This is a genomic window from Natronorubrum sediminis, from assembly GCF_900108095.1.
Lineage (GTDB): Archaea > Halobacteriota > Halobacteria > Halobacteriales > Natrialbaceae > Natronorubrum > Natronorubrum sediminis.
In genome coordinates, this window is the sequence record NZ_FNWL01000001.1 from 869,992 (window position 1) to 894,282 (window position 24,291).

Genomic DNA, 24,291 nt, shown 5'->3' on the forward strand with positions numbered 1-24,291 from the left:
TCACTTTGCCAAAACGATGACTGCGCTCGTGGAGTCGCCGCCGATCCGCCGCCTCGCCGACTGGGACCCGACGCGTCTCGAGTCCCTCGCCCAGGACTACGGCTCGCCGCTTTACGTCCTCGACCTCGAGCGCGTCCGCGAGAACTATCGTCGCCTCGAGTCGGCGTTTCCCGACGCCGAAATCCTCTACGCGGTGAAAGCGAACGCGCTTGGTGACGTTCTCGAGACGCTTCGTGCGGAGGGGGCGGGCCTCGAGTGTGCCTCCGCCGGCGAAGTCGAACGCGCGCTCGCGGCCAGCGAATCTGTGGCCGGGAACGGCGCGACGGGCGCGAACGTCCACTACACCGCGGTCAACCCGCCAGCACGCGACCTCGAGTGGGTCGTCGACGCCTGGGAAGAGTACCCAGACCTGACGATCACCGTCGGTGCCGAGGACACCATCGACCGTCTCGAGGAACGGGGCTACGACGGCCGACTCTGCTTGCGAGTCAACCCCGGTATCGGCGCGGGTCACCACGAGAAGGTTCAGACCGGCGCTGCCGCGAAGTTCGGCGTCCCGGCGGAGCGCGCCGTCGACGTCCTCGCCGACGCCGCCAGCCGAGGCTTCGACGTCGTCGGCATCCACGCCCACGTCGGCTCCGGCGTCTCGAGCGATCAACTCGACGACCACCGCGAGTTCGTCTCGCGGATGGGTGACCTCGCTCGAGACGTGAACAAGGCGCTCGAGGGCGACGGCGGCCTCGAGTTCGTCGACGTCGGCGGTGGCTTCGGCGTTCCTTACCGCGAGGAAGACCAGCCACTGGATCTCGAGGCAGTCGGCGACGCGACCCGCGACGCACTCGGCGACGTCGACGCCAGGCTGACGATCGAACCCGGCCGGTACTTCGTCGCGGACGCGGGCGTCCTCCTGACGGCGGTCAACACCGTCAAGGAGGCCCGTGATACCCTCGCGGTCGGCGTCGACGCCGGCATGACGGCACTCTTGCGACCCGCGATGTACGACGCCTACCATCCGATTCGGAACCTGACGGCCGCCATCGAAGGCGAGCAATACGGCGCGAGCGACAATGGAGGAGGCCGCGAAACGGTCGCACAGACTATCGCCGGCCCGATTTGTGAGAGCGGAGACGTTTTCTGTGAGAACCGTCACTTACCCGTAAGTGAGCGCACGGACGTGCTCGCGATCGGCAACGCGGGGGCCTACGGCTACGAAATGGCGAACCAGTACAACTCACGACCACGGCCTGCATCGATCGTCCTCGAGGGCGAGGACGTTCGACTCGTCCGCCAACGCGAGACGCTCGAAGACGTAACTCGTCTCGAGCGGGAGGCCCGCGATTCCGAACCGAGCGCGAACCACGAGACTCATGCCGAGCACGACACACGATAGCACGATGACTGTCCCATTCCAGAAGTACCACGGCACCGGCAACGACTTTCTAATCATTCCTGCGGACGAGTACGTCTCCAACCGCGGTGCGCTCGCCGAACGCGAGTGCGACCGCGAGGAGGGCGTCGGTGCCGACGGTATCCTCTATCTCGCACTCGAGGAACGGTTCTCTCCGCCACGCGTCGTCATGACGCTCGTCCAACCCGACGGCGCGACGGCCCCGATGTGTGGCAACGGCGCGCGCTGTGCCGCCGAGTGGGCCATGCGTCGAACCGGCGCGGACAGCGTCATGATCGACACCCAAGCGGGTACGCTCCGGGCTGATCGCACCGACGGCGACATTACCATCGAGATGGGGACGCCGACGTTCGATCCGAAAGACGTGCCCGTCAGAGCCGACGAACCCGTTTTCGAGCAGGAGATCGAAGGCCTCGAGGTGACGATGGTCAACACCGGCGTCCCCCACGCTGTCGCCTTCGTCGACGACGTCGACGACGTCGACCTCGAGACGGTCGCGCCGCCGATTCGCTACGGTGACGAGTTCCCGGCCGGGACGAACGTGACGATTGCGAGTCCCGACGGAGAAGGCGGCTTCGACCAGCGATCCTACGAGCGAGGCGTCGAGGCCGAAACCGATTCCTGTGGAACCGGCGCGGTCGGCATCGCCGTCGTCGCTCGCCGCCTCGGGCGGACCGACGCCGATCCGGTCGACGTGCACCCACCGGGTGGCCACCTGCGAGTGAGTTTCAACGATCGCGGGAACGCCACGCTAACCGGCCCCGTCGAGCACGAATTCGACGGCGAAGTTGCCATCGAGTCCCCGACAGAACTGTGAGCAGAGACGACCCATCCGGAACGGCTCCGGCCGAGAGCGAGTCGACGGGCAGCGCCGACACTCCGTCCCCCGCGTTCGACCCCGTTTCGTTCCTCGAGACGGCCGTACAACACCCCTCCCACGAGGATATCGGACCGATGCGGGAGTTGCTGTGTGAGACGCTCGAGGCAAACGGCGTCGACCCACACGTCGACGAGCACGGAAACGTCCTCGCGACGCGAGGCCAGGTCGATGCGGACACGCACGTCGTATTGAACACGCACATCGACACCGTCTCGCCCCACGTCCCGTTCGAGCGGGAGATCGACGGAAGCGATGGATACCCCGAAACTGACGGCGAGATCATCTGTGGCCGTGGCTCCTGTGACGCGAAGGGACCCCTCGCCGCCATGCTCGCGGCCTTCTTCGCGGTCGACCTCTCGAGTGGGGCCGGCCGCGTGACACTCGCGATCACGCCCGACGAGGAGGTGCTTTCGATCGGCGCGTACGAACTGGTCTCGAGTGCGAACTCGCCGACGCGAGACGCCGACGCCGTGATCGTCGGCGAACCGACCGACCTCGACGTCTGTACGGCAGCGAAAGGTCGGTTTCAGGGAACGATTCACCTGACGGGTGCGAACGCCCACGCCGCCGAACCCGAAACCGGGATCAACGCCGTCGCTGCCCTCGAACCCGTCCTCGAGACGATCCGGACGTTCGACGAGCGCGACGACGCCCCGCCGACGCACCCCCAACTCGGTGGGGCGACGCTCACGCCGACCGTCGTATCCGGTGGTGAGGCGACCAATCAAGTGCCCGCCGACTGCGCGCTGACGGTCGACCGACGAAGCGTCCCGCCCGAAACGGCGGAGGACTTCCACGCCGCGTTGACGGACCAACTCGAGGCTGCGGTTCCGACGGGAGTCGGCGTCGAGTTCCACTTTACCGACCGACCGACACCGTTCCTCGAGGCGTGGGATACCGACCCCGACGCACGGATCGTCGACGTGCTCGCCGACGCCGCGGGCGGTAACGTCCGACCGTTTTCGGCGGCGACGGAGGCGTCGTACTTCGCACAGGACGCGCCGACGGTCGTCTTCGGACCCGGCGTGCTCGCCGACGAGAACGGTGCCGTCGCCCACGCTCCTCGAGAGTACGTCCGAGTCGAAGCCGTCCGCGAGGCCGCACGCGCACTCGAGGAGACGCTACAGACGGTTCTCGAGTGACTCGATTGTTAGAGGACTTCACTACCTCGTCTCACTCGTCTCACTCGTCCCACTGCGTCGAAATGTACAATAGCGCGATCATCCCCAGAATAGCGATCGTAAAGAGGGCGATGGTCGCGATTTCGGGGAAGAGGTACTCGAGTAACGCCTCGCTCATACGAGAGCGTTGAACGTGCCCGCTCAAAGCGGTGTTGGTCGCTGACTGGAAAACGGGCGTCCCCAGCGGTCACTCACAGCCCCTCGTTTCGATCGTTTTTTGTCGATACTGCCGAAGGAATAGGGCACACTCGTGTTTCCAGTTGCCGCCAGCGTGTCGTTCGAGCAGACAGCTTCGACGACCGTCTCGAGTCTTACACGGCTACTCTTCGTTGCGGGTATCGACCTCCCGCAGCCAGTCGTGTTTAGTCTCGCCGTAGTCGTCATCGCTGGGGTCCTCGGTGCCGTGTTGGTCGTCGGTACGCCATCGTTCACGCGCTCGGTCAGTGCTGAAATCGGTTTGCACCCCGATCGAACGTTCACGATCGGGTTTCTGGGCTTCTTCGGCGTTCTGGTCGTCGTTTCCTCCCCGTTGATCGTCACGACGGTGTACGAACACGCGAGTCTCGTGGCGTTGGCCGGGATCGTCTCACTTCCCGGCCTGTTCTTCTGGGGACTCCTGTTGGCCTTCGGCGCAACGCTCGGTGCGCTCGCCGTGAGTCACCACCTCCTCGAGACCGCCACCGGCGGCGAGCCGTCGCTCGGGTGGGCGCTCTTCGTCGGCGCACTCGGCCTCGCATCGAGTCAACTGATTCCGATTCTGGGGGCCCTCGTCGCGATGGGGCTCGCGACCGTCGCAATCGGAGCGATTCTTCGCCAGCGCACCGACCTTGAGCAACGGCTGTTCGACGAACCAAACGAGGATCGAACCTCGAGAGCCGAATTGGTCGACCAGCCACGGTGGGCTGAAACGACCTCCGCAGGTCTCGACGACACTTGTGGCGACGATTCAATTCGGGACGAACGAGAGCTGTAGGAGGGGAACGCCGGCACCTCGAGTCGGGGAGCGAACTCGATCGGGGGAACGAGCGTCGGACGAGTTCTCAGGCGTACGTGACGTAGTTCGAGTAGTAGACGAGGGCGTTGTATCCGCCGTGAATGAGTGCGGGGACGACGAGGGTATCGGAGAGTTCGTAGAGGATACCGAGGTAGAGTCCGAGTGCGAACACCGTGCCGAGACTGACGAGTACGGCACCGAACTCCTCGCCCATGTACACCGGGAGGTGGACGGCTGCGAAGACGAGCGACGAGAGGAGAACGGCGAGCGACGACGGGAACGCCTCGCCGAGACGTGACTGAACGACGCCGCGATAGAGCAGTTCTTCGCCAGGGCCGGTCAGAAAGAGGGCGATCGGGATGGCGACCAAGAAGAGCGACGGGTACTGCCGCCCGTCTTCGATCGACGAGTGTGTCTCGCCCTCACCACCCGTTCCAAACGGATCGACGAACTCGATGAACACCTGATACCCCATGACGACGGCAAACGCCCCCCACAGCCCGACGGCGATCCACAGCATGTCCCAGATCGTCGGCTTACGAATTCGAAGAAACTCGAGGACGAACGGCAGGTCGAACCCGTTTCGACGGACGATGAGGTACGTGAGCGCGACCCCAGCAGCGCCGACGACGTTGAACGCGACCGACGAGCCGATCTGCATAATCGCCCGAATATCGTAGCCAGCGGCGAGGACGTGGAGTTCGACACCCAGCGTCGCGGCGAATCCGGTCAGCCAGCCACCGATCGCGAGAGCGAAACAGAGCCCCAGCACGCGAAGTCGGTGAGAGATCGCCGTCGAACGCCTGCTCGAGGCCATACCTGTCCGTTCACACCTCCGGTAAAAATAGGTTCGAGATCCGGAGTGCGTGTTGATTGGTGTCTATGAACAACGTATTTTCATAGACTGGTTGGTGTAAATATGTATTTCCGTGGATAGTCGCGAGTTTTATCATACAGGGAAAGAATTCATTGATCATGACTGTGATGGATGAGACGAACCGAGGGGAAAGTAAGTGAGCACCAAACCAGACATCCTCGTCGTCGACGACGAGAATCGACTTGCCGATCTGTACACCGAGTGGCTTCAACAAGACGGATGGTCCGTCGAGACGGCCTACAACGGCGAAACAGCCCTCGAGAGGCTCACGGCGTCCATCGAAATCGTTCTGTTAGACCGTCGGATGCCGGATCAAACCGGCGAGGATGTCCTCGAAACGATTCGAGACGGCGGATACGACGCACGCGTCGTCATGGCGACGGCGGTCGATCCCGACTTCGACATCATCGAAATGGGCTTCGACGACTACTTGGTCAAACCCATCTCACAAACGGAACTCCTCACCGCGGTCGATCACGTCACACAACGTGCTACCTACGAGTCGGATATGCAGACGTACTACACGCTCGTCTCGAAGAAAGCGCTACTTGAGTCAAAAAAACCCGCTTCAGAACTGGACGGTAACGAAGAATATCAGACGCTCTGTACACGCGTCGAAGAACTCGAGGAACAGACCGACGCGACCGTCTCGAGCCTTCGAGATCACGACGAGTTCGTCGGCGTCTTCCGGGACATCTCATCCGAAAACTAACGGGTTCCGTTCGCTTCGCTCGTTTTCCCAACCTGATACCGAAACGTTCGTCTCGTTCGCTGGCGCTGTTTAGCTCCTCGGTGCCTGCCCGTAGATCAGGTTTCGCTGGATTTCGTTCGATCCCTCGTAGATGACTGGAATGCGCACGTCGCGATAGACGCGAGCGATTCGGCGCTCGTCGAGTATCGACCGCCCACCGTGAAACTGCATGCCTCGTTCGGCGACGTCGACCGCCATCTCCGTCGCGTTCGTCTTCGACAACGCCGCCCAGTATCCCACGTCGTCGCCATTCTCGACCTTCCGGCAGGCACGCCAGGTGAGTGCTCGAGCGCGTTCGAAGGCCATCAACATCTCCGCGAGGCCGTGTTGGACCGCCTGAAAGTCGCTGATCGACCGGCCGAACTGCTCGCGGTCGTGGACGAACGCCCAAGTTTCCTCGATCGCTGCCGCTCCCAATCCCAGGCCGTGTGCCGAGACGACGATACGGCCGTGATTGAAGAATTCGGCGAGCAGCCAGAAGCCCGCACCTTCCGCACCGATTAGGTTTTCCGCGGGGATACGACAGTCCTCGAGTTCGATGTGAGCCTGCTTCGAGGCGCGCATCGCCATCTTCTCGGGGATGTGCTCGGCGTCGTACCCGTCGGTATCGGTCGGAACGATGAACAGCGAGTGGTTGCCGTAGCGGTTGGTCTCGTCGTCGTCCGTCCGCGCGTAGAGGGTGACCCAGTCCGCTTCGACGCCGTTTCCGATCCAGTACTTCTCGCCGTTGAGGACGTACTCCTCGCCGTCTCGTTCCGCGGTGGTCTCCATACCCGTGAGGTCGCTGCCGGTGTCGGGCTCTGAAACCGCGAGCCCCGAACGCATCTCCCCCTCGGCAACCGGGCGAACGAACTCCTCGCACTGTTCGTCGGTGCCGTGTTCGTACGTGATCTCACAGCCGAAACTCGCCAGTTGGAGCGTCAACGCGATGCCCGCGTCCGCCCGATAGAACTCCTCCGTCAGTGCGAGCAGTTGGGGGAGGTCGAACCCGCGTCCACCCCATGCTTCCGGAATATCCTGTGCAACGAGACCCGCCTCCTGGCCCGCCTCGAGGATCTCCTCCGGATACGTTCCCTCCTGAAAGTGCTCCTGTGCGTTGGGTTCGATGTGTTCACGCGCGAACTCGCGGGCTTCGGCTTTGACGTCGCGTGCGTGCTCCGGGACGACACTGTCCTCGAGTAACTCCATGCATCACTACACGATAGTGTGTCAGAAATAGTCACACCACAACAGTGCAAGTCCGAACGGAAGTACGAGGTTGTCCTCGGCCTCGAGCGGCCGAGAGGTCACCCGCTCACCCGGCGAATCCGGAGAGCAGTCGCTCGTCGTCGCCGTTTTCGTCACCGATACTGGGCGCGCTGACGAGGACGAACGCGCTCTCTTCGTCGCCGTTTCGAATCTGACGCGTCGATTCCGGCGGAAGCCAGAGTGCATCGCCGGTCTCCATCTCGACCGGTTCGTCGTCGACGACGACGGTCGCAGCGCCCTCGATCAGGACGTACACCTCCTCGTGCTCGTTGTCGGTGTGGTCGTGTGGTTTGCTGTTCCAGCCCGGATCACACCGTGCGACCGTCACGCCGACCTGCTCGGTCTCGAGCGGATCGCTCAGGAAGTGCATCGCACTCGAGACCTGATCGACATCCTCGTAGTTCACTTTCCGATAGGTCATGTGTACACATTGGGCGGGACCCCAGTAAAACTACGCGTTCCGGGACGATTCGCGAGAACGTCTCACCCCCATCAGTTTCACCGCTCGGCGCGACATCGTAATGATGGGGTAGTAACGCAGAACGCCGAGAGTACTCGAACCGCTGACCGTCACCCGTCCTGAGAAATCGGATCGAAACTGTCGACCGGGATTACCGAATAGTCGACCGTCAACGCGTCCTTCGTCGCTCGAATTTTCCCGACGAACGTCGAGATATCCTCGAGTTCGCCCTCGAGGACGAACAGTTCCATGCAGTAGTGGTCGCCGACGTGGCTGTGGAAGTTCGAGGCGACGAGATCCTCGTGTTCGTGTCGAAGGTGCATCATCCGCTCTTCGACGCTCGTGGTTTCGTAATCGAAGAGCACGGTGACGATTCCCATCAGTTCGCGTTCCTCGAGACGGGTGTCCTCGAACTCGCCGAGGAGGTTTCGAGACGCCTCTCTGACGACTTCGCTGCGGCCGGTGTAGCCGTGGTCATCTGCAAACTGATCGAGTCGCTCGAGAAGTTCGTCCGGCATCGAGACGCTGACGACTGCCATGTAATAACTCAGCCGCCTTAGAATAATAATCCTTATCATCTCGAGGGCGCGCCTGACGACGGCGAGCCCTGCGGTTTGAAGAACGAAATCCGGCGAAACGGCCGATGAAGAGGCGAGTACTATTCGATCTCGTCGACCAACTCGTCCGCAACCCCCGTATAGCCCGTCGGCGTCAGCGCGTGGAGTTCCTTGCGAACGTCTTCGTCGACCGCGAGTTCGTCGAACATGTCACGGAAGTCCTCGAGCGTAACGTCCTTTCCGCGCGTGACGGCTTTGACCTTCTCGTAGGCGTCTTCTTGGCCTTCCCGGCGGAGGATCGTCTGGACGGCCTCGCCGATGATTTCGGGCGTCGACTCGAGGTCGTCGCGCATGACGGCTTCGGTCGGGACGACCTTCTCGAGACCGGATTCGGTTTTGCGGTAGCCGATCAAACAGTGAGCGAAGGCCGCGCCGATATTTCGCTTGACCGTCGAATCGGAGAGATCCCGCTGGAGTCTCGAGGTCGTGATGTAGTCGGCGAGGAAGGTGAGATCCGAGTTCGCCTTCGAGAGGTTGCCCTCGCTGTTCTCGAAGTCGATCGGGTTAACCTTGTGGGGCATCGTCGAGGAGCCCGTTTCACCCTCGACGGCCTCCTGTCCGAGGTAGCGATCCGAGACGTAGAGCCACATATCCAGATCGAGATCGAGGAGCACGTCGTTCGCCCCGCGGAAGGCGTCGAAAACGGCCGCGAGGTCGTCACAGGGGTTGACCTGCGTCGTGAGCGATTCGAACTCGAGTCCGAGATCCGTCACGAACTCTTCGGCGAATGCCGGCCAGTCGACGTCCGGGTACGCGGCGTGGTGGGCAGCGTACGTCCCCGACGCACCGCCGAGTTTCCCGCGGAGTTCGTCCGTCGCCTGCCGAATACGACCCGTCGTGCGACCCAATCGGGCGGCGTAGACGGCCATCTCCTTGCCGAAGGTCGTCGGCGTCGCGGGCTGACCGTGAGTTCGTGCGAGCATCGGGAGGTCGCGGTAGTTCTGTGCCATCTCAGCGAGCCAATCTCGAACGTCGTACAGCGCCGGGAGGAGTACTTCGTCGACTGCATCGCGGACGAGCAGTCGATGTGCCAAGTTGTTCACGTCCTCGCTGGTCAACCCGAAGTGGATCCACGCCGAGGCGTCGCTGTCCTCGGCCAGCCGATGGCGGATGAAGTACTCGACGGCTTTGACGTCGTGATTGGTCGCCTCGAACTCGGCGTAGCCCTCCGTCTCGAGCGTCTTGATCAATCGTGCGTCTTCCTCCGCGAAGTGTTCGTACAGGCCTCGAAGCTGGTCGCGTTCGTCGGCGTCGATCTCGAGTGGCGTCGCCGCTACGTCGGCGAGTGCGAACAGGTACTCGACTTCGACGCGGACGCGTGCACGCATGAGCGCGGCCTCGCTGACGTACGGCGACAGTGGCGCAGTCCGGCTGCCGTAGCGGCCGTCGAGTGGCGAAACGGCGTACAGGGCGTCGGTTTCGGTCATGCTGGAATGCTTTTCCCAGACAGTGCAAAAGGGTGTCGAAGTCGACCCCGGACAGGGCCACGAGCGTGCATATCTCGAGCATTGTCGTCGGAAATACTGCCGTAGAAATGCATATTCGTGTATACTCCAGTCAACGAGACCGCAACCACTTTGCCCCTCGCGGGCGGGCATCAGCATATGACGCGAATCGCCGGGATGGCCGGCAACCGAGGGCGCAACCTGTTGAACATCGCCGACCGACGACCGGGAGGAGCCGACCTCGCCGTCGTCCTCACGAACAATGACGACGCGCCGGTGCTCGAGGCCGCCGCCGAGCGCGATATTCCGACCGAAGTCGTCCCGGTCGAGGACGGGATGGATCGAGCGACCCACGAAGAGGCCGTCCTCGAGGCCCTCTCGGGGTACGACTTCGACCTCGTCTGTCTCGACGGCTACATGCGGATCCTCTCGGAGACGTTCCTTTCGGAGGCTCCAACGACGCTGAACGTTCACCCCTCCTTGCTGCCCGCGTTCCCCGGCATGGACGCCTGGGGCGACGCACTCGAGGCGAACGTCTCCGTGACGGGTTGTACGGTCCACGTCGTCACCGACGCAACGGACGCAGCTGGGGAAATTCTCGAGAGCGAGGTCGACGCCGGCCCGATCGTCACGCAGGAGCCGATTCCGGTCTACGAGGGTGACGACGAGGAGAGTCTGAAGGAGCGGGTCCTCTACGAAGGCGAGTTCCGCGCGTACCCGCGGGCGGTGAAGTGGTTCGCCGAGGGCGCTGTAGATGTTCATACGGCCACAGGAGAGGTCACCGTCGACGCCGACGTAGCGAGCACGGACGCAGACGACCACGACGGCCTCCCAGCCCGACGCCTCGTCTCCGACGACCGAGCGGATACGCTCCGATACGGCGAAAACCCACATCAGGACGCCGCGGTCTACGCAGACTACACCACCGACGAGGCCAGCGTCGTCCACGCCGATCAGTTGAACGAGGGCGCAAAGGCGCTCAGTTACAACAACTACAACGACGCTGACGGCGCACTGAACCTGATCAAAGAGTTCGACGAGCCCGCAGCGGCAGTCATCAAACACACCAACCCCGCAGGCTGTGCTACGGCGGACAACCTGGCCGAGGCCTACGAGAAGGCCCTCTCGACGGATCCGATGAGCGCCTTCGGCGGCATCGTCGCGCTCAATCGGGAGTGTGACGCCAAAACTGCCGAATTGGTCATCGACTCCTTTAAAGAGGTCGTCGTCGCACCCGGGTACACCGACGACGCCCTCGAGGTGCTCTTCGAGAAAGACAATCTCCGAGTACTCGATGTTGGCGAGTTAGGTGAGCGCACGGAACGCTTTACCGAGAAGCCCCTCGTCGGCGGCCGACTCGTTCAGGAACGCGACCTGCAGTCAATTTCGGTCGACGACCTCGAGGTCGTCACCGAGCGCGAGCCAAGCGACGAGGAACTCGAGTCGATGGTCTTCGCCTGGCAGACGCTCAAACACGTGAAATCGAACGGCATCCTCTTCGCAGACGGAACGGAGACGGTCGGCGTCGGGATGGGACAAGTCTCTCGAGTCGACGCGGTTCGCCTCGCGGCGATGAAAGCGGACGAACACGCCGAAGGCAAGGACGCCGAGGGTGCGGTCATGGCCTCGGATGCGTTCTTCCCGTTCCCGGACGGGATCGAAGAGGCTGCGAAGGCTGGTATCGAGGCCGTCGTCCAGCCCGGCGGGTCGGTCAACGACGACGACGTGATCGAGGCGGCAGACGAACACGATATTGCGATGGCGTTTACGGGCCAGCGGTCGTTCCGTCACGATTAACAGCTGCGAACGAAGTGAGTGAGCAGCTTTTTGGACTCTTCGCGAACGGAGTAAGCGAAGGTCAGCGAGAGCGATGCTCTCGCCAAACAGATTTTTGCGCGAGGGTGAGCGAAGCGAATCCGAGCGGAAAAAGGTGGATGCCGCGTTTACGGGCCAGCGGTCGTTCCGTCACGACTGAACTTCCACGAGCGAACGGGCGAGCGAGCGGGTTTTTTGGTCGATCTGTTTCGAAGAGTGTGACCGAACGCAAGCAGAAACGGCCGATCCCACGTTGGTGTTTGCGGATAGCAGTCCGTTAGCGACCACTGGGCGTTCTCTCCAATCACCGAACCAGTCCGGCCGCGCCGCTCGGTCCCGCAACGAACTACTCGTCGGCCGCGGCGAACGCGTCCCCGAACGACTCGGGGAGGTGCCGTTCCTCCCACGCTCGCCGTCCCGCCGCGTCGAGTCGGGCTGGCCAGACGAGCAACAGAACGAGTCCCGCTGATTCAGATCCAGAATCTAAGCTGTACAGCCGGGAAGAGGCCATATAAATTATATAGATTTGGGAGAATGTCAAAATAGATGCAACGAAGAACGGTACTCGGAACGTCCGTCGCCGTCCTAGCGGCGCTGGCCGGTTGTAGCGAAACGAGCGAAGAGTCGGAGAACGGGACCGATGACACCGACGACGGTGACGGGGATGAACTGACGATCGAGACATTCGATTATCCGGAAGGGGTAGACGAGGACGGGTTCGACAGTAATCTAGCGAGCGTACAGCAAGACTATCTTTCGGAAGCCGAATCAGTGACGGTGACTCGAGAGTCGACGTTCGAAATGGGCGATCACGAGTCGGATCCCTCGGTAGAGACTGCCGAAATAGAGGGAGACCAAGCGCTACTGTCGACTGAGCAGGGAGGGACAGCCCAGGAAATGTGGATCGATTCGATGAGCGAGGAGAATCCCGTTCTCCTCCGCAGTGACGACGGGTCGAACGTTCGGTATCTGGTGAGCGAGCACCTACACGAGATCGCCGACGACGCAGATGGAATCGCCATGCTCGACGCGATGGTGAACGCCGCATCGTTCGATGCGACCGAACTCGATGACAGCGACGATACGCCGGGCGTGGTGTTCGAGTCGGCTGAACTGACCGACGAGGAGTCGCTTCGAGACCTCGAATACTTCGACGAGTACGACGCGTTCGATGCAAGCGCCACGGTATCGACGGACGGCCTCGTCGAGTACGAGTACGAACTGGAAGGGGCGACCGGTGATCAAATGGCAGTGTCAACCGAGGCGATAACGGTCGAGAACCTCGGTGAGACCGATCTCGGGGAGCCGGAGTGGCTCGACGAAGGACTCGAGGATGCAGTCGAAATGACGATCGAGCTGACGGATGACGAGTCGGCGGTCGCACTGACGATGGAAGCGGGTGAAACGATTCCGGAGGGTTCGTTCGTTCACCTCCATACCGATCGATCCCTCGACGGTATCCTCGATCAGACCGTGTCCGAGGGAGAGACGCTCTACCTCTACAGCGATGGCGAAGAACTTCGCACGGCGGTCGACGAGGAACCCGAGACAGATTCGACGTTCGACAGCCAACACTTCTTCGTCGACGTTCGCCTCGAGACCGGTGCGCCCGCCTACGAGGGCGAATACATGCCGTTCGACGCACCCTAAAATCGAGTCGCCGATTCCTCGGCTTCTCGGTCGAGTGCGAAACGAGGAGCACAGTTCTTCGGGCGAAGCGCTCCGTGAGAGTGGCGATCTGTGCGTAGACTGGACTAACCCAGGTCAGGGAAACGGATTGCCAGAAAACGAAGTACAAATTTCGAAATCCGCAGGTCGGCGTCAGTCGTCGGCGGGAACGGCAGTCGTCGCTCGAGCGTCGGCCATCGCGAGGACGTCGTCGAAGAAGTCGAGGGTGTCCTCTGGGCCGGGGTTGGCTTCGGGGTGGTACTGACGCGTGATGATGTCGTAGTCGACGCCGTCGAGGCCTTCCGGCGTGTCATCGTTGACGTTGATCTGGGTGACCTCGAGGTGGTCACCGGGTTCGGCGACGGTGTAGCCGTGGTTCTGGGTCGTCATGACGACCTGCCCGGACTCTAAGTCGAGGACGGGTTGGTTGACGCCGCGGTGACCGAAGGTCATCTTTTCAGTGGCGCCGCCGAGGGCTTCGGCGACGATCTGCTGGCCGAGGCAGATGCCGGCGACGGGCGTCTCTTCGGCGAAGTTCTGGACGAGGTCGATCGCGTTCTCGTAGTTCGCCGGATCGCCGGGGCCGTTCGAGATGAAGAGCACGTCCGGCTCGAGCGCGTCGACATCGTGGGCGCTCGCGTCGTGTGGGAGGACGTGAACCGTCGCGTTGCGAGCGAGCAGCGAGTCGACGATCGATCCCTTCGCACCGCAGTCGACCAGTGCGACGGTCTCGCCGTCGTTGTCCGCTCCGTAGGTCGTCTGTTCGTCGACGCTGACCTGTTCGCCGATCTCCGTGTGCTCGCTCATGGCCTTACAGGCCTCGAGTTCGGCGAGTGCATCTTCTTCGGTGACGTCCTCGCCGACGGCGATTCCGCACTTCATCGCGCCGCTGTCGCGGATGTCGGTGACGACGTCTCGGGTGTCGAGACGGTCGACTGCCGGAACGCCCTCGCTCGCGAGCCAGTCGGCGACGTCCTCGGTGAGTTCCTTCGCGAGGACGGCTCGTGGGTGGACGCGGTCGGACTCGAATCGTTCCTCTCGGACGCCGTAGTTCCCGATCAGTGGGTACGAGAAGGTCAGGATCTGCTCCTCGTAGGATGGATCGGTGAGACTTTCTTCGTATCCGGTGTACGCCGTCGTGAAAACGAGTTCGCCACGAGCCGTTCCCGGAGCACGACCACGCGCCTCGAGTACGTGGCCACCCTCCAGTGCAACGTAGGCAGCTGTCATTACGATCTACGTATTGGATCGACCATCATAAGTGTTGTCTTCGAAGCTGAGTTACGAAATTCGTAATCGGTAAATGGGGGTCGATCGTAGGTTCGCATCTCCATGGACGATCTGGACCGACAGATCCTCGATATGCTCCGGCGAGACGCGCGAACGCCATACACCGAAATCGCCGACGAGGTCGGAACGAGCGAGGGGACTGTCCGCAACCGCGTCGAAGGAATGATGGACGACGACGTCATCGAACGGTTTACGATTACCACGCGGACGGGCAACGTACAGGCGATGCTCGAGATCAGCGTGGCAGTCGATGTCGATACCAAGGCCGTCTCCGAGCGGATGGCCGAGTGGGAAGAAGTCGACCTCGTCTGGATGGTTTCGGGGGAACAGGACATCGTGCTCGTCGTCGACGCGGCGGACACGCGCGGGGTCAACGACCTGATCACCAAAGCCCGCGATCAAGAGGAGGTCGTGAGCACGAAAACGCGACTAATCCTCGAGAAACAACTCGGTTGAGGCCGGCGTTCGTGGAGTCACTCGTTCCGTCGTCGAGTTTCAACTCGAGTCCGTCTCCCGGTTGTATCGGTTGTACAGCGATCTCCCGGTTTCGACGAGTTTCCAGGTCGGTCCAGTGCCCCGTTCCCAATAGATGTTCGGGACGAGTTCGCCGCCGAACTCCTCTTTGAACTGGAACGCACCGTCTTCGAAATCCGCACCGCCACCGCCGAAGTCGTACTTTTCGTAGCCCTCGTCGATTGCCCACTGGAATAAGTAGTCGTAGAGCAGTTCCGAGGCGTGATACTGGAATGACTCGGAGGGGACGCCGGCGAAGAAGCCGTGGACGACGTCCTGTTCGTCGTTGAGTAGTTCGAGGAAGCCGCCGGCGTACTCGCCCTCGACGTAGAGCATCAACAGCAAAATCCGATCCTCCATAGCGGCGAGTTCCTCGAAGAACTCGAAGGGGTAGACGATCCCACCGACGCTTTTCATGTGCTGTTCGTACTTCTTGTAGAAGCGCTCCAGATTGACCTGTGAGAGATCTGCCTCGACGATTTCGTGGTCGGTTTCCCGCCCACGTCTGATCGCCCGCCGCTTAGAGCTGTCCATCTCCTCGAAAATCGTGTCGTAGCCTTTCTCGAGGTTCACGACGAAGCGGCCACCGACGCGACTCGAGTCGTAGCCCTCGGCCTCGAGGAAGTCGTTGTACCGGAGGAAGTTCGTGTTGCAGGCCCTAATCTCGTGGACGATCGTTCGGTTGTCACAGAGTTGGGGGACTACGTCGAGGACGGTCGAGAGCGACTCGGTGACGTCGGTCGTCATCAAGGGGCCACCGAATCCGGGATAGATCGACGTGAGTCGGTAAAACGGTGTTTTCGGTATCTCGGCGACGAAATTCGGAAAGAGACCGATCGGATTCGTATCCTTCTCGACCACGATGTGTCTGGCCGGATAGTTGAGCGCGTTTTCGACGGCCTGGAGCCACTCGTAGCGATGGAACACCGTTCCGAGTTCGGAACGCTCGACGAGGTCGTTCCATCGGGACCGATCTTTCATCGCCACCGTGTCGATGACGTTTACCGTCAGGCCCGATTGGTCGTCCGTCATCGTCTGGACGGTTCTCCCAGTCGTTTCGTCGCGTTTCGAGTGCGTACTTCCACTAGCGTGCTGGGCCATCTGTTGTCTATCGAGTTCTCTCCGGGCAGAAGCGGGTTAAGTTATTTTAGCCTACAGACACACATCAACGAGCACAACCGTCCGTATCAGTCACGTACGTGGGATCCAGTACCACGCCATTATCAGCGCTCGAAAACGATTGATTATCGGACGGTCACCGATGCGAACAACTGCACGTGTATCGAACGCGACGACGTACGGGAAGATTACTACCCTGAAACAGTGTTCTCGGTCGGGAAATCGTGTGAATGGGTGACGTTCGACCGTGAGAAGTGCCAATCACTCGTAAAGAGACGACACTGGTTTCACACCGCTCCAGAATGATGCGAATATGACCACACCACCGGACGACGAACGTCCACACGAAAACGCGAACCAGGACGTAATCGCTGTCGACCCAGATGACACCGCACTCGAGACCGTCAACCGACTCGATGCCCACACCGGCGATGGCGTTCGCCATCGAGCGTTTACCTCGCTCGTGTTCGACGGCGACGGAAACGTCCTGCTCGCCCAACGAGCACCCGAGAAACGCCTCTGGGGGACGTACTGGGACGGAACCGTCGCCTCCCACCCCGTCGAGGGTCAGAGTCAGGAAGAAGCCACGCGAGAACGACTCGAGGACGAACTGGGAATCATACCCGAGCAGTACGACGACCTGCGACTCACCGACCGCTTCGAGTACAAACGATACTTCGAGGACGCCGGCGTCGAACACGAAGTCTGTGCAGTGTTGAAACTGACGCTCACGGATCGCACGCTCGAGCCGAACGAAGCGGAGGTTGCGGGCCTCATGTGGGTTCCCTACGAGCGACTTCACGCCAATCCATCGTGGTATCGTCAGCTCAGGCTCTGTCCGTGGTTCGAAATCGCGATGCGACGAGACGTTCGCGGCGAGTGATCGGGTTGACGACCACGGCGAATCACCCGACTCCGGCAAGCGACGCACGGTAACACGCGACAAGGTTTATTACAACGCCGTTCGTAGCGTCGCCCAAGGGCCGACGAAATCGGTCCGTGTGACGTAATGAGTTCTCCACAACCGGAAACAGAAACGCACGAAGTGACGCTCTCCAGAGACGAACAGTGGGTCGTCCACAGTGTCCTCGCGAACGAAATCGACGGGGCGATCGACGACGACGAATCACCTGCCGAGTGGACGCTCGAGGCACTCGAGACGCTCGAAACGGCCGGTGAGACGACAGTATTTACCGTCTATCAGGCCCAGACACTCGTCGACCGACTGACGTCGTACCTCGCGCGTGTGGACACTCCAGAAGACGATATCGTCCACGGATCGGCCGTCGTCGAGCGACTCGAAACTCGCCTCGAGTCACGCGAATCGCCACCCCAATAACGACCGAGTTTTTCGTTCGGTTACGGACGCGTCGTCGCCCACACTGCGGTGACGGCGAGGAAAAACGCCGGGAACAGTGGCAAGGTCAAGAGTGCGAAGCGATAGCCGACGCCCGGCGGCCAGAACGTGATCGCCACCGGGGCGACGATAAACGCGAGGACGATCATACCGACGACGGTCCACCCTCGCCAGTCGAATTCCCGGTCGGCCGCCTCGGGATGGTCCGGGTTCCGAACCCAGTCGTCGTCCTCAGGCGACGCTGTTCGCGTTCCGTCCTCGTCGAACGCGCCCGGGTCGTGAACGTAGCCGCCGTCGTCGCTCGAACTCACACTCGAGTGTTTCGAGTCCGTGGTCAAAGCCCTCACGGTTCACGGCTCACAATTCACGGTTCGTCAGTGCGGAGAAAAACGCGCCGCGACGTGGAGTGGGGGCGGGAGCTACAGTTCGCTATCCGGCCGGACGACGACCTTGCCGAAGCCTTCTCGGTTCTCGATGATTTCGTGAGCGCGTGCGGACTCGCTCATCGGCAGTTCCTCACGAATCGCGGGCTCGAACGTGCCGTCCCAGACGAGTTCCATCACGTCGTCAACCTGATCGGGCGTGGCCATCGTCGACCCGATGATCTCGAGTTGGTTCCAGAAGATCCGCGGGATGTCCGTCTCGGGGGCACCGCCGCCAGTGCCGCCGCAGGTGACGAGTCGCCCGCCCTTCGTCAGGCTCGCAAGTGAGTCCTGCCACGTCGGCGCGCCGACGTGCTCGACGACGACGTCGACCCCGCGGCCGTCGGTCTCCGCTTGCACCCACTCCGCGAAGTTCTCCTCCTCGTAATTGCAGACGTGATCTGCGCCGTGTTCTTTCGCGTACTCGAGTTTCTCCTCGGTGCTGCCCGTTGCATACACTTCCGCGCCCGCGTGGTCGGCAATCTGGAGGGCTGCGTGGCCGACGCCGCCGCTGGCTCCAAGGACGAGGACCTTCTCGCCAGCCTCGAGGTCGGCGCGTTCGATTAGCATGCGCCAGGCCGTCTGGAAGACGAGACAACTCGAGCCGGCGACCTCCCAGTCGACGTGCTCGGGAACGGGAATCAGGTTCTCCTCGGGAATCGCGGCGTACTCGGCGTGAATGCCGGGCACGTGCTCGCCGATAATGTAGTAGTGTGGGTCGAGCGTCGGGTCGTCCATCCGCAAGTCGCCACAGCCAGCCGAGAGGGCGACGCGATCGCCCGCCTCGAATCGAGTGACGTCCTCACCGACCTCCTCGACGATTCCCGCGCCGTCGCTGCCCGGAATGTGGGGCATCTCGAGGTCCAATCCGGGCATTCCGCGTCGCGTCCAGATGTCGAGGTGATTGAGCGCCGCCGCTTTCACGTCGACCAGCACGTCGGTGCGGCCGATTTCGGGGTCAGGATGGTCCCCGTAGTCGATGACATCGGTGTCGCCGTGTTCGGTGATTGTGACTGCCTGCATACGCGTACACAGACGCAAACGCCGTCCATAACAGTTGGGCTCCGTCTCCGAATCAAATCTCCCAGTGAGCAGGTTTTACCCGCCGGCCCGTCGAACCACGTTCATGGCCGATTCGGACTCGAGTCGACGTGAGGAGAGCCAGCACGGACGCGGAACACGTAACGCCGAGAACGCAGACGATCCGCAACTCTGTGCCGGTGTCGTGACGATTTCGACCGATCGAACGCTCGAGTCCGACGCCGCTGGCGGTGCCATCGTAACGGCGCTCAAGAAAGGTGGACACGAGGTGGCGACGCGAGAGCACGTCGGTGCCGACCTCGATCGCGTCCAGGGCACCGTCTCTCGATTGATCGACCGTGACGACGTCGATATCGTCGTTACGGCCGGTGCGACGAGCGTCGAACCCGACGATATCGCCATCGAAGCGATCCGACCGCTTCTCGGGAAGGAACTCCCCGCGTTCGCGGACGTCTTTACCAGCCTCTCGTTCGACAACGTCGGGACTCGAGTGATCGCTGCACGACCGCTCGCGGGCGTTGCCGACGGTGTTCCAGTCTTTTGTCTCCCCGGAGACGAAGACGCGGCCCGCCTCGGAGCCGAGGAGATCATCCTCCCCGAAGTGACCCACCTCGTCAGCCTCGCCCGCGAGGAACTCGAGGAAACGCGGTGGACGAGTGACGACGAGGGCGCGGACGCAAACGGTGCAGTCGACACCGACAACGCCGACGCGGAAACGACCGACCACGAGAACGGAGAGCACTAACAGAACGGAGACCAGCAAGATGGACGAGACAGACCTGAATACGGACAAGACCGAGGCAACCACGGACGAGACCGAGCCAACCACAGACGAAACCGAGGCAACGATGGACGACACTGAGACGCCGTCGACTGAGCCGGTGGAACCGAGCGACAAAGAATCGATTCGCGAACGCGTCTGGGACGACCTCGAGGAGAGCGGAACGGCCAGATTCCCATTTCCGCCCCACGGTCGGATTCCGAACTTCGACGGTGCGGACGAGGCAGCGGAGCGACTCGCCGAGCAGCAGGCGTGGCGAGACGCATCGACGATCAAAGCCAACCCCGACGCACCACAGCTCCCGGTTCGACGCCGCGCGCTGAAAGCCGGGAAGACGGTCTACATGGCCGTTCCACGACTCGCCGACGAGCGGTGTTTCCTGAAACTGGACCCAGACGAACTCGAGGACTACGATGCGGCGACGACGGTTTCGGGGTCGTCGGAACACGGCGAACAAGTCGGTCCCGAAGCGGTCCCAGAAATTGACCTGATCGTTTCCGGCAGCGTGGCAGTGAGTGTGGATCGCAACGCGGCGGAGACGGCAAGCAGCGCTAGCCACGAGTCCGTCGAGGGCGGTCGAATCGGCAAAGGCGAGGGCTACAGCGACCTCGAGTTCGCGCTGTTGGCCGAATTTGACCTCGTCGACGAGACGACCACGGTTGCGACGACGGTACACGAACGACAGCTAGTCGACGACGCGGTTTCGCTCGGTGATCACGACGTCTCGATGGACCTGATCGTCACACCCGAGCGAACGATTCGACCGGACGGTGCCGAGCAGCCGTCTGGAATCGACTGGGATCTCCTCTCGGCGCAGCGACTCGAGGAGATTCCGGTATTGGAGCGACTCAGCGACGCAGGCGACTAGTCGACGGCGCAGTCGATGCGTCTCGCGAAAGTGGCGATCGATTAGCTAGTAGAAGCAGTCGCTTTTGATGTGGCTATTCAGAACGGAGACGAGCCACTGACGAGTGCAGTGTCGATGTGCGTAGAAACCCAGCAAAGAAGCGCGTCGGGTTGACGCGCCTCGAAATTGCCTACCGTAGCCGACACGGACTGGTGCAAGAGCCCGTGTCAGTTAGAAAACGGTGTGGCAATGGTGGGGAAGGGTGCTGTGGTGGGGTTGCTGGAAGTCACGGGAATAGGCATAATGCCTTGGTGGGGTCTGCCCGTCGACCTCCATCTCATCCAATCAGCGGCGTGCACTTCAACCGGGGCGATGGTAGCAGTGTCTTACACCGGATTCCACCGAATTTAGCCCAGTTTTATTCGGCTAAATCTCCGCTCGAGATCGATTACAGTTCAGGGATTGTGATTGTTTTCCGTTTCACTGTCCGTCGTGTGTGCGACATGTGTCCGTACCGCTCGTGAAAAAGAGCGACAGCGCCGACGTTAGTCGGTCAGTTCCTCGGCGACGAGCGAGGCGTCCATCAGCTTCGGATCGATCGCGATGTCCAGTTGCCCCTTGACGAACTCCGGAACGGTTCTGCGAGCGTAGACGACCGTCCGAACGTCGTCCGTGAGATCACAGACGATTGGAATCGTCGTCGCCTGCCCGATATCCGTCAGTACGTACAGATCGGCCTCGACGATGCCAGCTTCTTCGAGAACGGGCCGGGTTACCACGCCGTTGAGGCGGGTGACGGTGGCTCCTTCGGCCTCGAGTGCGGGCGTGATCTCGTCTTCGTCAGGACCGACGACGACCGCGTTCAGTTCCGTCATTCGTACTCGATCGTCGCGGGTGGCTTGTGCGTCACGTCGTAGACGACGCGAGCGACGGTTTCGTTCTCGCCGGTGATACGCGACTGAATTCGCTGGAGCGTCTGCCAGTCGATTTCCTGAGCGCGGGCGGTCATGCCATCACGGGAGTCGACCGAGCGAACGGAGACGACCCAGCCGTGAACCCGATTGTCACCTTTGACACCGGTCGCCTTCCCGATCACGGCGGCGAGGGCTTGCCACGGCTCGTACTCCTCGAGTTCGTCCTCGACGACGTGACAGGCGTGACGCGCGACCTCGAGTTTCTCGTCGGTGACTTCGCCGATGACGCGCACGGCGAGACCGGGGCCGGGGAACGGCATCCGCTCGGCGACGATTTCGTCGAGGCCGAGGTGGCGTGCGACCTCGCGAACTTCGTCCTTGTAGAGGTCGCGGACGGGTTCGACGATGCCGTCGAAATCGACGACATCGGGGAGGCCGCCGACGTTGTGGTGGGACTTGATTCCCCCCTCGCTCTCGATCCGGTCGGGATAGATCGTCCCCTGGACGAGGTAGTCAGCGTCGGCCTCGGTTGCCTCACGCTCGAACTCCCGGATGAACTGTTCGCCGATGATGTGTCGTTTCTCCTCGGGGTCCGTGACGCCGGCAAGAGCCTCGAGGAACCGATCTTTCGCGTCGACGATCCGCAGCGACTCCATGTAGTCGAACGTCTCGCGGATCTGGTCGGTCTCGCCTTTGCGCATCAATCCGGTATCGACGTAGACCGGCGTGAGCTGGTCGCCGATCGACTCGTAGGCGAGTGCGGCGGCGACCGAGGAGTCGACCCCGCCCGAAAGCGCGATGACGGCGTTCGAATCGCCGATTTCGTCGCCGATCTCTGCAACTGCCTCTGGAACGAATGTCTCTGTTTCTACCATCAGTGAGTAACCTCCGTTTCCGTATCGTTCGTCGTGTCGCCGTTCGCTTCCGTCTCGTCCGCTCCGTCCCCGGCGATTGCCTCGATGAGACCGAGGAACGGCGGACTCGGCTGGCCGGGTCGGGACGTGTACTCGGGGTGGAACTGCGTCCCGAGGAAGTAGGGGTGGTCCTCGAGTTCGAGGATCTCCATTCGGTTTCCTGCCGTCCCCGAGAACGTCAGCGGTTCGTCCTCGAAGTCATCGAAGTACTCCGGATTGACCTCGTATCGGTGGCGGTGGCGCTCCGTACAGGACGTGTCGTCGTAGAGGTCGTAGGCGAGCGTCTCAGGTTCGATCACGGTCGTGTGCTCGCCGAGACGCATCGTCCCGCCCATGTCCTCGACTTCGTACTGTTCGGGCAGAATGTCGATAATCGGATGTGGTGTATCCTCGACCATTTCGGCCGAGTGAGCGTCCTCGAGTCCCAGCACGTTCCGGGCGTACTCGACGACGGCCATCTGGAAGCCAAGACAGAGCCCGAGGAACGGAACGTCGTGCTCGCGGGCGTAGCGAACGGCCTCGATTTTGCCCTCCGAACCGCGCATGCCGAAGCCACCGGGGACGATAACGCCCTCCATTCCCTCGAGTTGGCCGTCGTGGCCGTCGGCCATCTCGTCGGCCGACACCCAGTGGACGTTCACATCGACACCGACCTCGAAGCCGGCGTGTTTCAGCGACTCGTGGATGGACATGTAGGCGTCCTCGAGGTCGTACTTTCCGACGAGTGCGACATCCACGTTCCCGTCTTTCTCGGTCGTGACGATCTCGCGCCAGTCGTTCGTTCGCTCGCCGGTCGCCAGCGCCTCGTCGGCCATCCCGAAGTGCTCTAAGACGTACTGGTCGAGTCCTTCCTCTTCGACCATCAGCGGGACGTGATAGACGTCCTCGACGTCGGGGTTCGAGAACACCGCGTCGGTCGGGATGTCACAGAACAGCGCGATCTTCTCTTTCGTCTCGGGGTCGAGTCGATCCTCACAGCGGCCGACGATGATGTCCGGCTGGAGACCGATCGAACGGACCTCCTTGACGGAGTGTTGGGTCGGTTTCGTCTTCTGCTCGCCGTTTTTCGAGTAGGGCACGAGGGTGACGTGCGTGAAGAGGACGTTCTCCTCGGGTTCCTCGTGGGCGAACTGGCGCAAGGCCTCGAGGTAGGGCATCCCCTCGATGTCACCGACGGTGCCACCGACTTCGATGATGCAGACGTCGGTTCCCTCGGCGGCTTCCCGAATGCGCCGTTTGATGTCGTCGGTGATGTGCGGGATAATCTGGACGGTTTTCCCGAGATAGTCGCCCGCACGCTCCTTCTCGATGACGTGTTGGTACGTCTTCCCGGTGGTGATGTTGTGGTCCGAGGTCATGTCGATATCGAGGAAGCGCTCGTAGTTCCCCAGATCGAGGTCGACCTCGCCGCCGTCCTCGAGGACGTACACCTCTCCGTGTTGGTACGGATTCATCGTCCCCGCGTCGACGTTGAGATACGGGTCGATCTTCACGGCAGTCACGTCGAACCCGGCCGTTTTGAGGAGTCGGCCGGTGCTCGCGGCCGTGATCCCCTTGCCGAGTCCCGACATCACGCCGCCGGTGACGAAGATGAACTTGTTCCCCAGGGAAGGGTCATAATGAGTGTCCGATTCCGTCGGCATACCGAGTGTCCGCGTGAGCGGTTGAAAACGATTTCGGGACCGGTCTGCCTCGAGACGGACTAGCACCCCTCGATCGAGATGCCGACGAACTCCACCAGCGAGACCG

The 24,291-nt window shown here is 61.9% G+C and carries 25 protein-coding genes; 12 read left to right on the plus strand and 13 right to left on the minus strand.

The window, feature by feature from the left end:
- Nucleotides 1–16 precede the first annotated feature (16 nt).
- From lysA to BLW62_RS04280, 4 genes are all read left to right on the plus strand, one after another.
- Entirely contained in the window at nt 17–1,390 is a 1,374-nt protein-coding gene (gene lysA, locus BLW62_RS04265) for a diaminopimelate decarboxylase (protein ID WP_090505494.1), read from the plus strand.
- Between the two features lie 4 nt (nt 1,391–1,394).
- Nucleotides 1,395–2,225, plus strand: coding sequence for a diaminopimelate epimerase (dapF, locus tag BLW62_RS04270; protein ID WP_090506414.1), 831 nt, complete (start codon nt 1,395–1,397; stop codon nt 2,223–2,225).
- Nucleotides 2,222–3,430: a M20 family metallopeptidase gene (locus tag BLW62_RS04275; protein ID WP_090505496.1), complete on the plus strand. Its 1,209-nt coding sequence runs from the start codon at nt 2,222–2,224 to the stop codon at nt 3,428–3,430. Before dapF ends, BLW62_RS04275 begins: the two co-directional genes overlap by 4 nt.
- 289 nt (nt 3,431–3,719) lie before the next feature.
- Nucleotides 3,720–4,442 carry a DUF8173 domain-containing protein gene (locus tag BLW62_RS04280; protein ID WP_175459675.1) on the plus strand — a complete coding sequence of 241 codons (723 nt, stop codon included), beginning with the start codon at nt 3,720–3,722 and terminating at the stop codon, nt 4,440–4,442.
- Nucleotides 4,443–4,509: 67 nt separating this feature from the next.
- Here the strand turns inward: BLW62_RS04280 and BLW62_RS04285 are convergent, their stop codons facing one another.
- Nucleotides 4,510–5,280 carry a CPBP family intramembrane glutamic endopeptidase gene (locus BLW62_RS04285; RefSeq protein ID WP_090505500.1) on the minus strand — a complete coding sequence of 257 codons (771 nt, stop codon included), beginning with the start codon at nt 5,278–5,280 and terminating at the stop codon, nt 4,510–4,512.
- Nucleotides 5,281–5,476: 196 nt separating this feature from the next.
- Between BLW62_RS04285 and BLW62_RS04290 the strand changes: the two genes are divergently transcribed.
- Complete coding sequence (locus BLW62_RS04290) at nt 5,477–6,052, plus strand: HalX domain-containing protein (protein ID WP_090505503.1); 576 nt, start codon at nt 5,477–5,479, stop codon at nt 6,050–6,052.
- Nucleotides 6,053–6,121: 69 nt separating this feature from the next.
- Here BLW62_RS04290 and BLW62_RS04295 read toward each other — a convergent pair whose 3' ends face one another.
- From BLW62_RS04295 to purB, 4 genes are all read right to left on the minus strand, one after another.
- On the minus strand, nt 6,122–7,279 hold the full coding sequence (locus BLW62_RS04295) for an acyl-CoA dehydrogenase family protein (protein ID WP_090505505.1): 1,158 nt from the start codon (nt 7,277–7,279) through the stop codon (nt 6,122–6,124).
- Nucleotides 7,280–7,385: 106 nt separating this feature from the next.
- Nucleotides 7,386–7,760 carry a cupin domain-containing protein gene (locus tag BLW62_RS04300; RefSeq protein ID WP_090505507.1) on the minus strand — a complete coding sequence of 125 codons (375 nt, stop codon included), beginning with the start codon at nt 7,758–7,760 and terminating at the stop codon, nt 7,386–7,388.
- Between the two features lie 149 nt (nt 7,761–7,909).
- Nucleotides 7,910–8,338 carry a nickel-responsive transcriptional regulator NikR gene (gene nikR, locus BLW62_RS04305; RefSeq protein ID WP_076579348.1) on the minus strand — a complete coding sequence of 143 codons (429 nt, stop codon included), beginning with the start codon at nt 8,336–8,338 and terminating at the stop codon, nt 7,910–7,912.
- Between the two features lie 119 nt (nt 8,339–8,457).
- Complete coding sequence (purB, locus tag BLW62_RS04310) at nt 8,458–9,843, minus strand: adenylosuccinate lyase (RefSeq protein ID WP_090505509.1); 1,386 nt, start codon at nt 9,841–9,843, stop codon at nt 8,458–8,460.
- 177 nt (nt 9,844–10,020) lie between these two features.
- Here purB and purH point away from each other — a divergent pair, with 177 nt between their 5' ends.
- A complete protein-coding gene (purH, locus tag BLW62_RS04315; RefSeq protein WP_090505512.1) occupies nt 10,021–11,658 on the plus strand; it encodes a bifunctional phosphoribosylaminoimidazolecarboxamide formyltransferase/IMP cyclohydrolase in 1,638 nt (545 codons plus the stop codon).
- A gap of 364 nt (nt 11,659–12,022) precedes the next feature.
- On the opposite strand, the gene BLW62_RS18515 is transcribed toward purH, so the two are convergent.
- Nucleotides 12,023–12,187 carry a hypothetical protein gene (locus BLW62_RS18515; RefSeq protein WP_175459676.1) on the minus strand — a complete coding sequence of 55 codons (165 nt, stop codon included), beginning with the start codon at nt 12,185–12,187 and terminating at the stop codon, nt 12,023–12,025.
- 35 nt (nt 12,188–12,222) lie between these two features.
- Between BLW62_RS18515 and BLW62_RS04320 the strand changes: the two genes are divergently transcribed.
- Entirely contained in the window at nt 12,223–13,326 is a 1,104-nt protein-coding gene (locus BLW62_RS04320) for a hypothetical protein (protein WP_090505514.1), read from the plus strand.
- A gap of 171 nt (nt 13,327–13,497) precedes the next feature.
- Here the strand turns inward: BLW62_RS04320 and carA are convergent, their stop codons facing one another.
- Nucleotides 13,498–14,574 carry a glutamine-hydrolyzing carbamoyl-phosphate synthase small subunit gene (carA, locus tag BLW62_RS04325; protein ID WP_090505515.1) on the minus strand — a complete coding sequence of 359 codons (1,077 nt, stop codon included), beginning with the start codon at nt 14,572–14,574 and terminating at the stop codon, nt 13,498–13,500.
- 102 nt (nt 14,575–14,676) lie between these two features.
- Between carA and BLW62_RS04330 the strand changes: the two genes are divergently transcribed.
- Complete coding sequence (locus BLW62_RS04330; protein WP_090505517.1) at nt 14,677–15,090, plus strand: Lrp/AsnC family transcriptional regulator; 414 nt, start codon at nt 14,677–14,679, stop codon at nt 15,088–15,090.
- 39 nt (nt 15,091–15,129) lie between these two features.
- Here BLW62_RS04330 and BLW62_RS04335 read toward each other — a convergent pair whose 3' ends face one another.
- Nucleotides 15,130–16,248: a GNAT family N-acetyltransferase gene (locus BLW62_RS04335; RefSeq protein WP_090505519.1), complete on the minus strand. Its 1,119-nt coding sequence runs from the start codon at nt 16,246–16,248 to the stop codon at nt 15,130–15,132.
- Between the two features lie 331 nt (nt 16,249–16,579).
- Here BLW62_RS04335 and BLW62_RS04340 point away from each other — a divergent pair, with 331 nt between their 5' ends.
- Nucleotides 16,580–17,149: an NUDIX hydrolase gene (locus BLW62_RS04340; protein ID WP_090505521.1), complete on the plus strand. Its 570-nt coding sequence runs from the start codon at nt 16,580–16,582 to the stop codon at nt 17,147–17,149.
- Nucleotides 17,150–17,275: 126 nt separating this feature from the next.
- Nucleotides 17,276–17,605 carry a DUF7853 family protein gene (locus tag BLW62_RS04345; protein ID WP_090505523.1) on the plus strand — a complete coding sequence of 110 codons (330 nt, stop codon included), beginning with the start codon at nt 17,276–17,278 and terminating at the stop codon, nt 17,603–17,605.
- A gap of 20 nt (nt 17,606–17,625) precedes the next feature.
- On the opposite strand, the gene BLW62_RS04350 is transcribed toward BLW62_RS04345, so the two are convergent.
- Nucleotides 17,626–17,934 carry a DUF7977 family protein gene (locus BLW62_RS04350; protein ID WP_090506415.1) on the minus strand — a complete coding sequence of 103 codons (309 nt, stop codon included), beginning with the start codon at nt 17,932–17,934 and terminating at the stop codon, nt 17,626–17,628.
- 108 nt (nt 17,935–18,042) lie between these two features.
- A complete protein-coding gene (locus BLW62_RS04355) occupies nt 18,043–19,068 on the minus strand; it encodes a zinc-binding dehydrogenase (RefSeq protein ID WP_090505524.1) in 1,026 nt (341 codons plus the stop codon).
- 103 nt (nt 19,069–19,171) lie between these two features.
- On the opposite strand from BLW62_RS04355, the gene BLW62_RS04360 reads away from it, so the two are divergent.
- Together BLW62_RS04360 and BLW62_RS04365 are read left to right on the plus strand one after the other, a co-directional pair.
- On the plus strand, nt 19,172–19,831 hold the full coding sequence (locus BLW62_RS04360) for a MogA/MoaB family molybdenum cofactor biosynthesis protein (RefSeq protein ID WP_090505526.1): 660 nt from the start codon (nt 19,172–19,174) through the stop codon (nt 19,829–19,831).
- A 103-nt stretch (nt 19,832–19,934) separates the two neighbouring features.
- Nucleotides 19,935–20,735, plus strand: a complete 801-nt coding sequence (locus BLW62_RS04365) for a 5-formyltetrahydrofolate cyclo-ligase (RefSeq protein ID WP_090506416.1) — start codon at nt 19,935–19,937, stop codon at nt 20,733–20,735.
- 524 nt (nt 20,736–21,259) lie between these two features.
- On the opposite strand, the gene BLW62_RS04370 is transcribed toward BLW62_RS04365, so the two are convergent.
- From BLW62_RS04370 to pyrG, 3 genes are read right to left on the minus strand one after another with little or no spacing between them, the layout of a single operon-like run.
- Nucleotides 21,260–21,589, minus strand: a complete 330-nt coding sequence (locus BLW62_RS04370) for a DUF7126 family protein (protein WP_090505528.1) — start codon at nt 21,587–21,589, stop codon at nt 21,260–21,262.
- Entirely contained in the window at nt 21,586–22,503 is a 918-nt protein-coding gene (gene guaA / locus BLW62_RS04375; RefSeq protein WP_090505530.1) for a glutamine-hydrolyzing GMP synthase, read from the minus strand. The genes BLW62_RS04370 and guaA overlap by 4 nt, the downstream gene beginning before the upstream one ends.
- On the minus strand, nt 22,503–24,185 hold the full coding sequence (gene pyrG, locus BLW62_RS04380; protein ID WP_090505532.1) for a glutamine hydrolyzing CTP synthase: 1,683 nt from the start codon (nt 24,183–24,185) through the stop codon (nt 22,503–22,505). Before pyrG ends, guaA begins: the two co-directional genes overlap by 1 nt.
- Nucleotides 24,186–24,291: the final 106 nt, after the last annotated feature.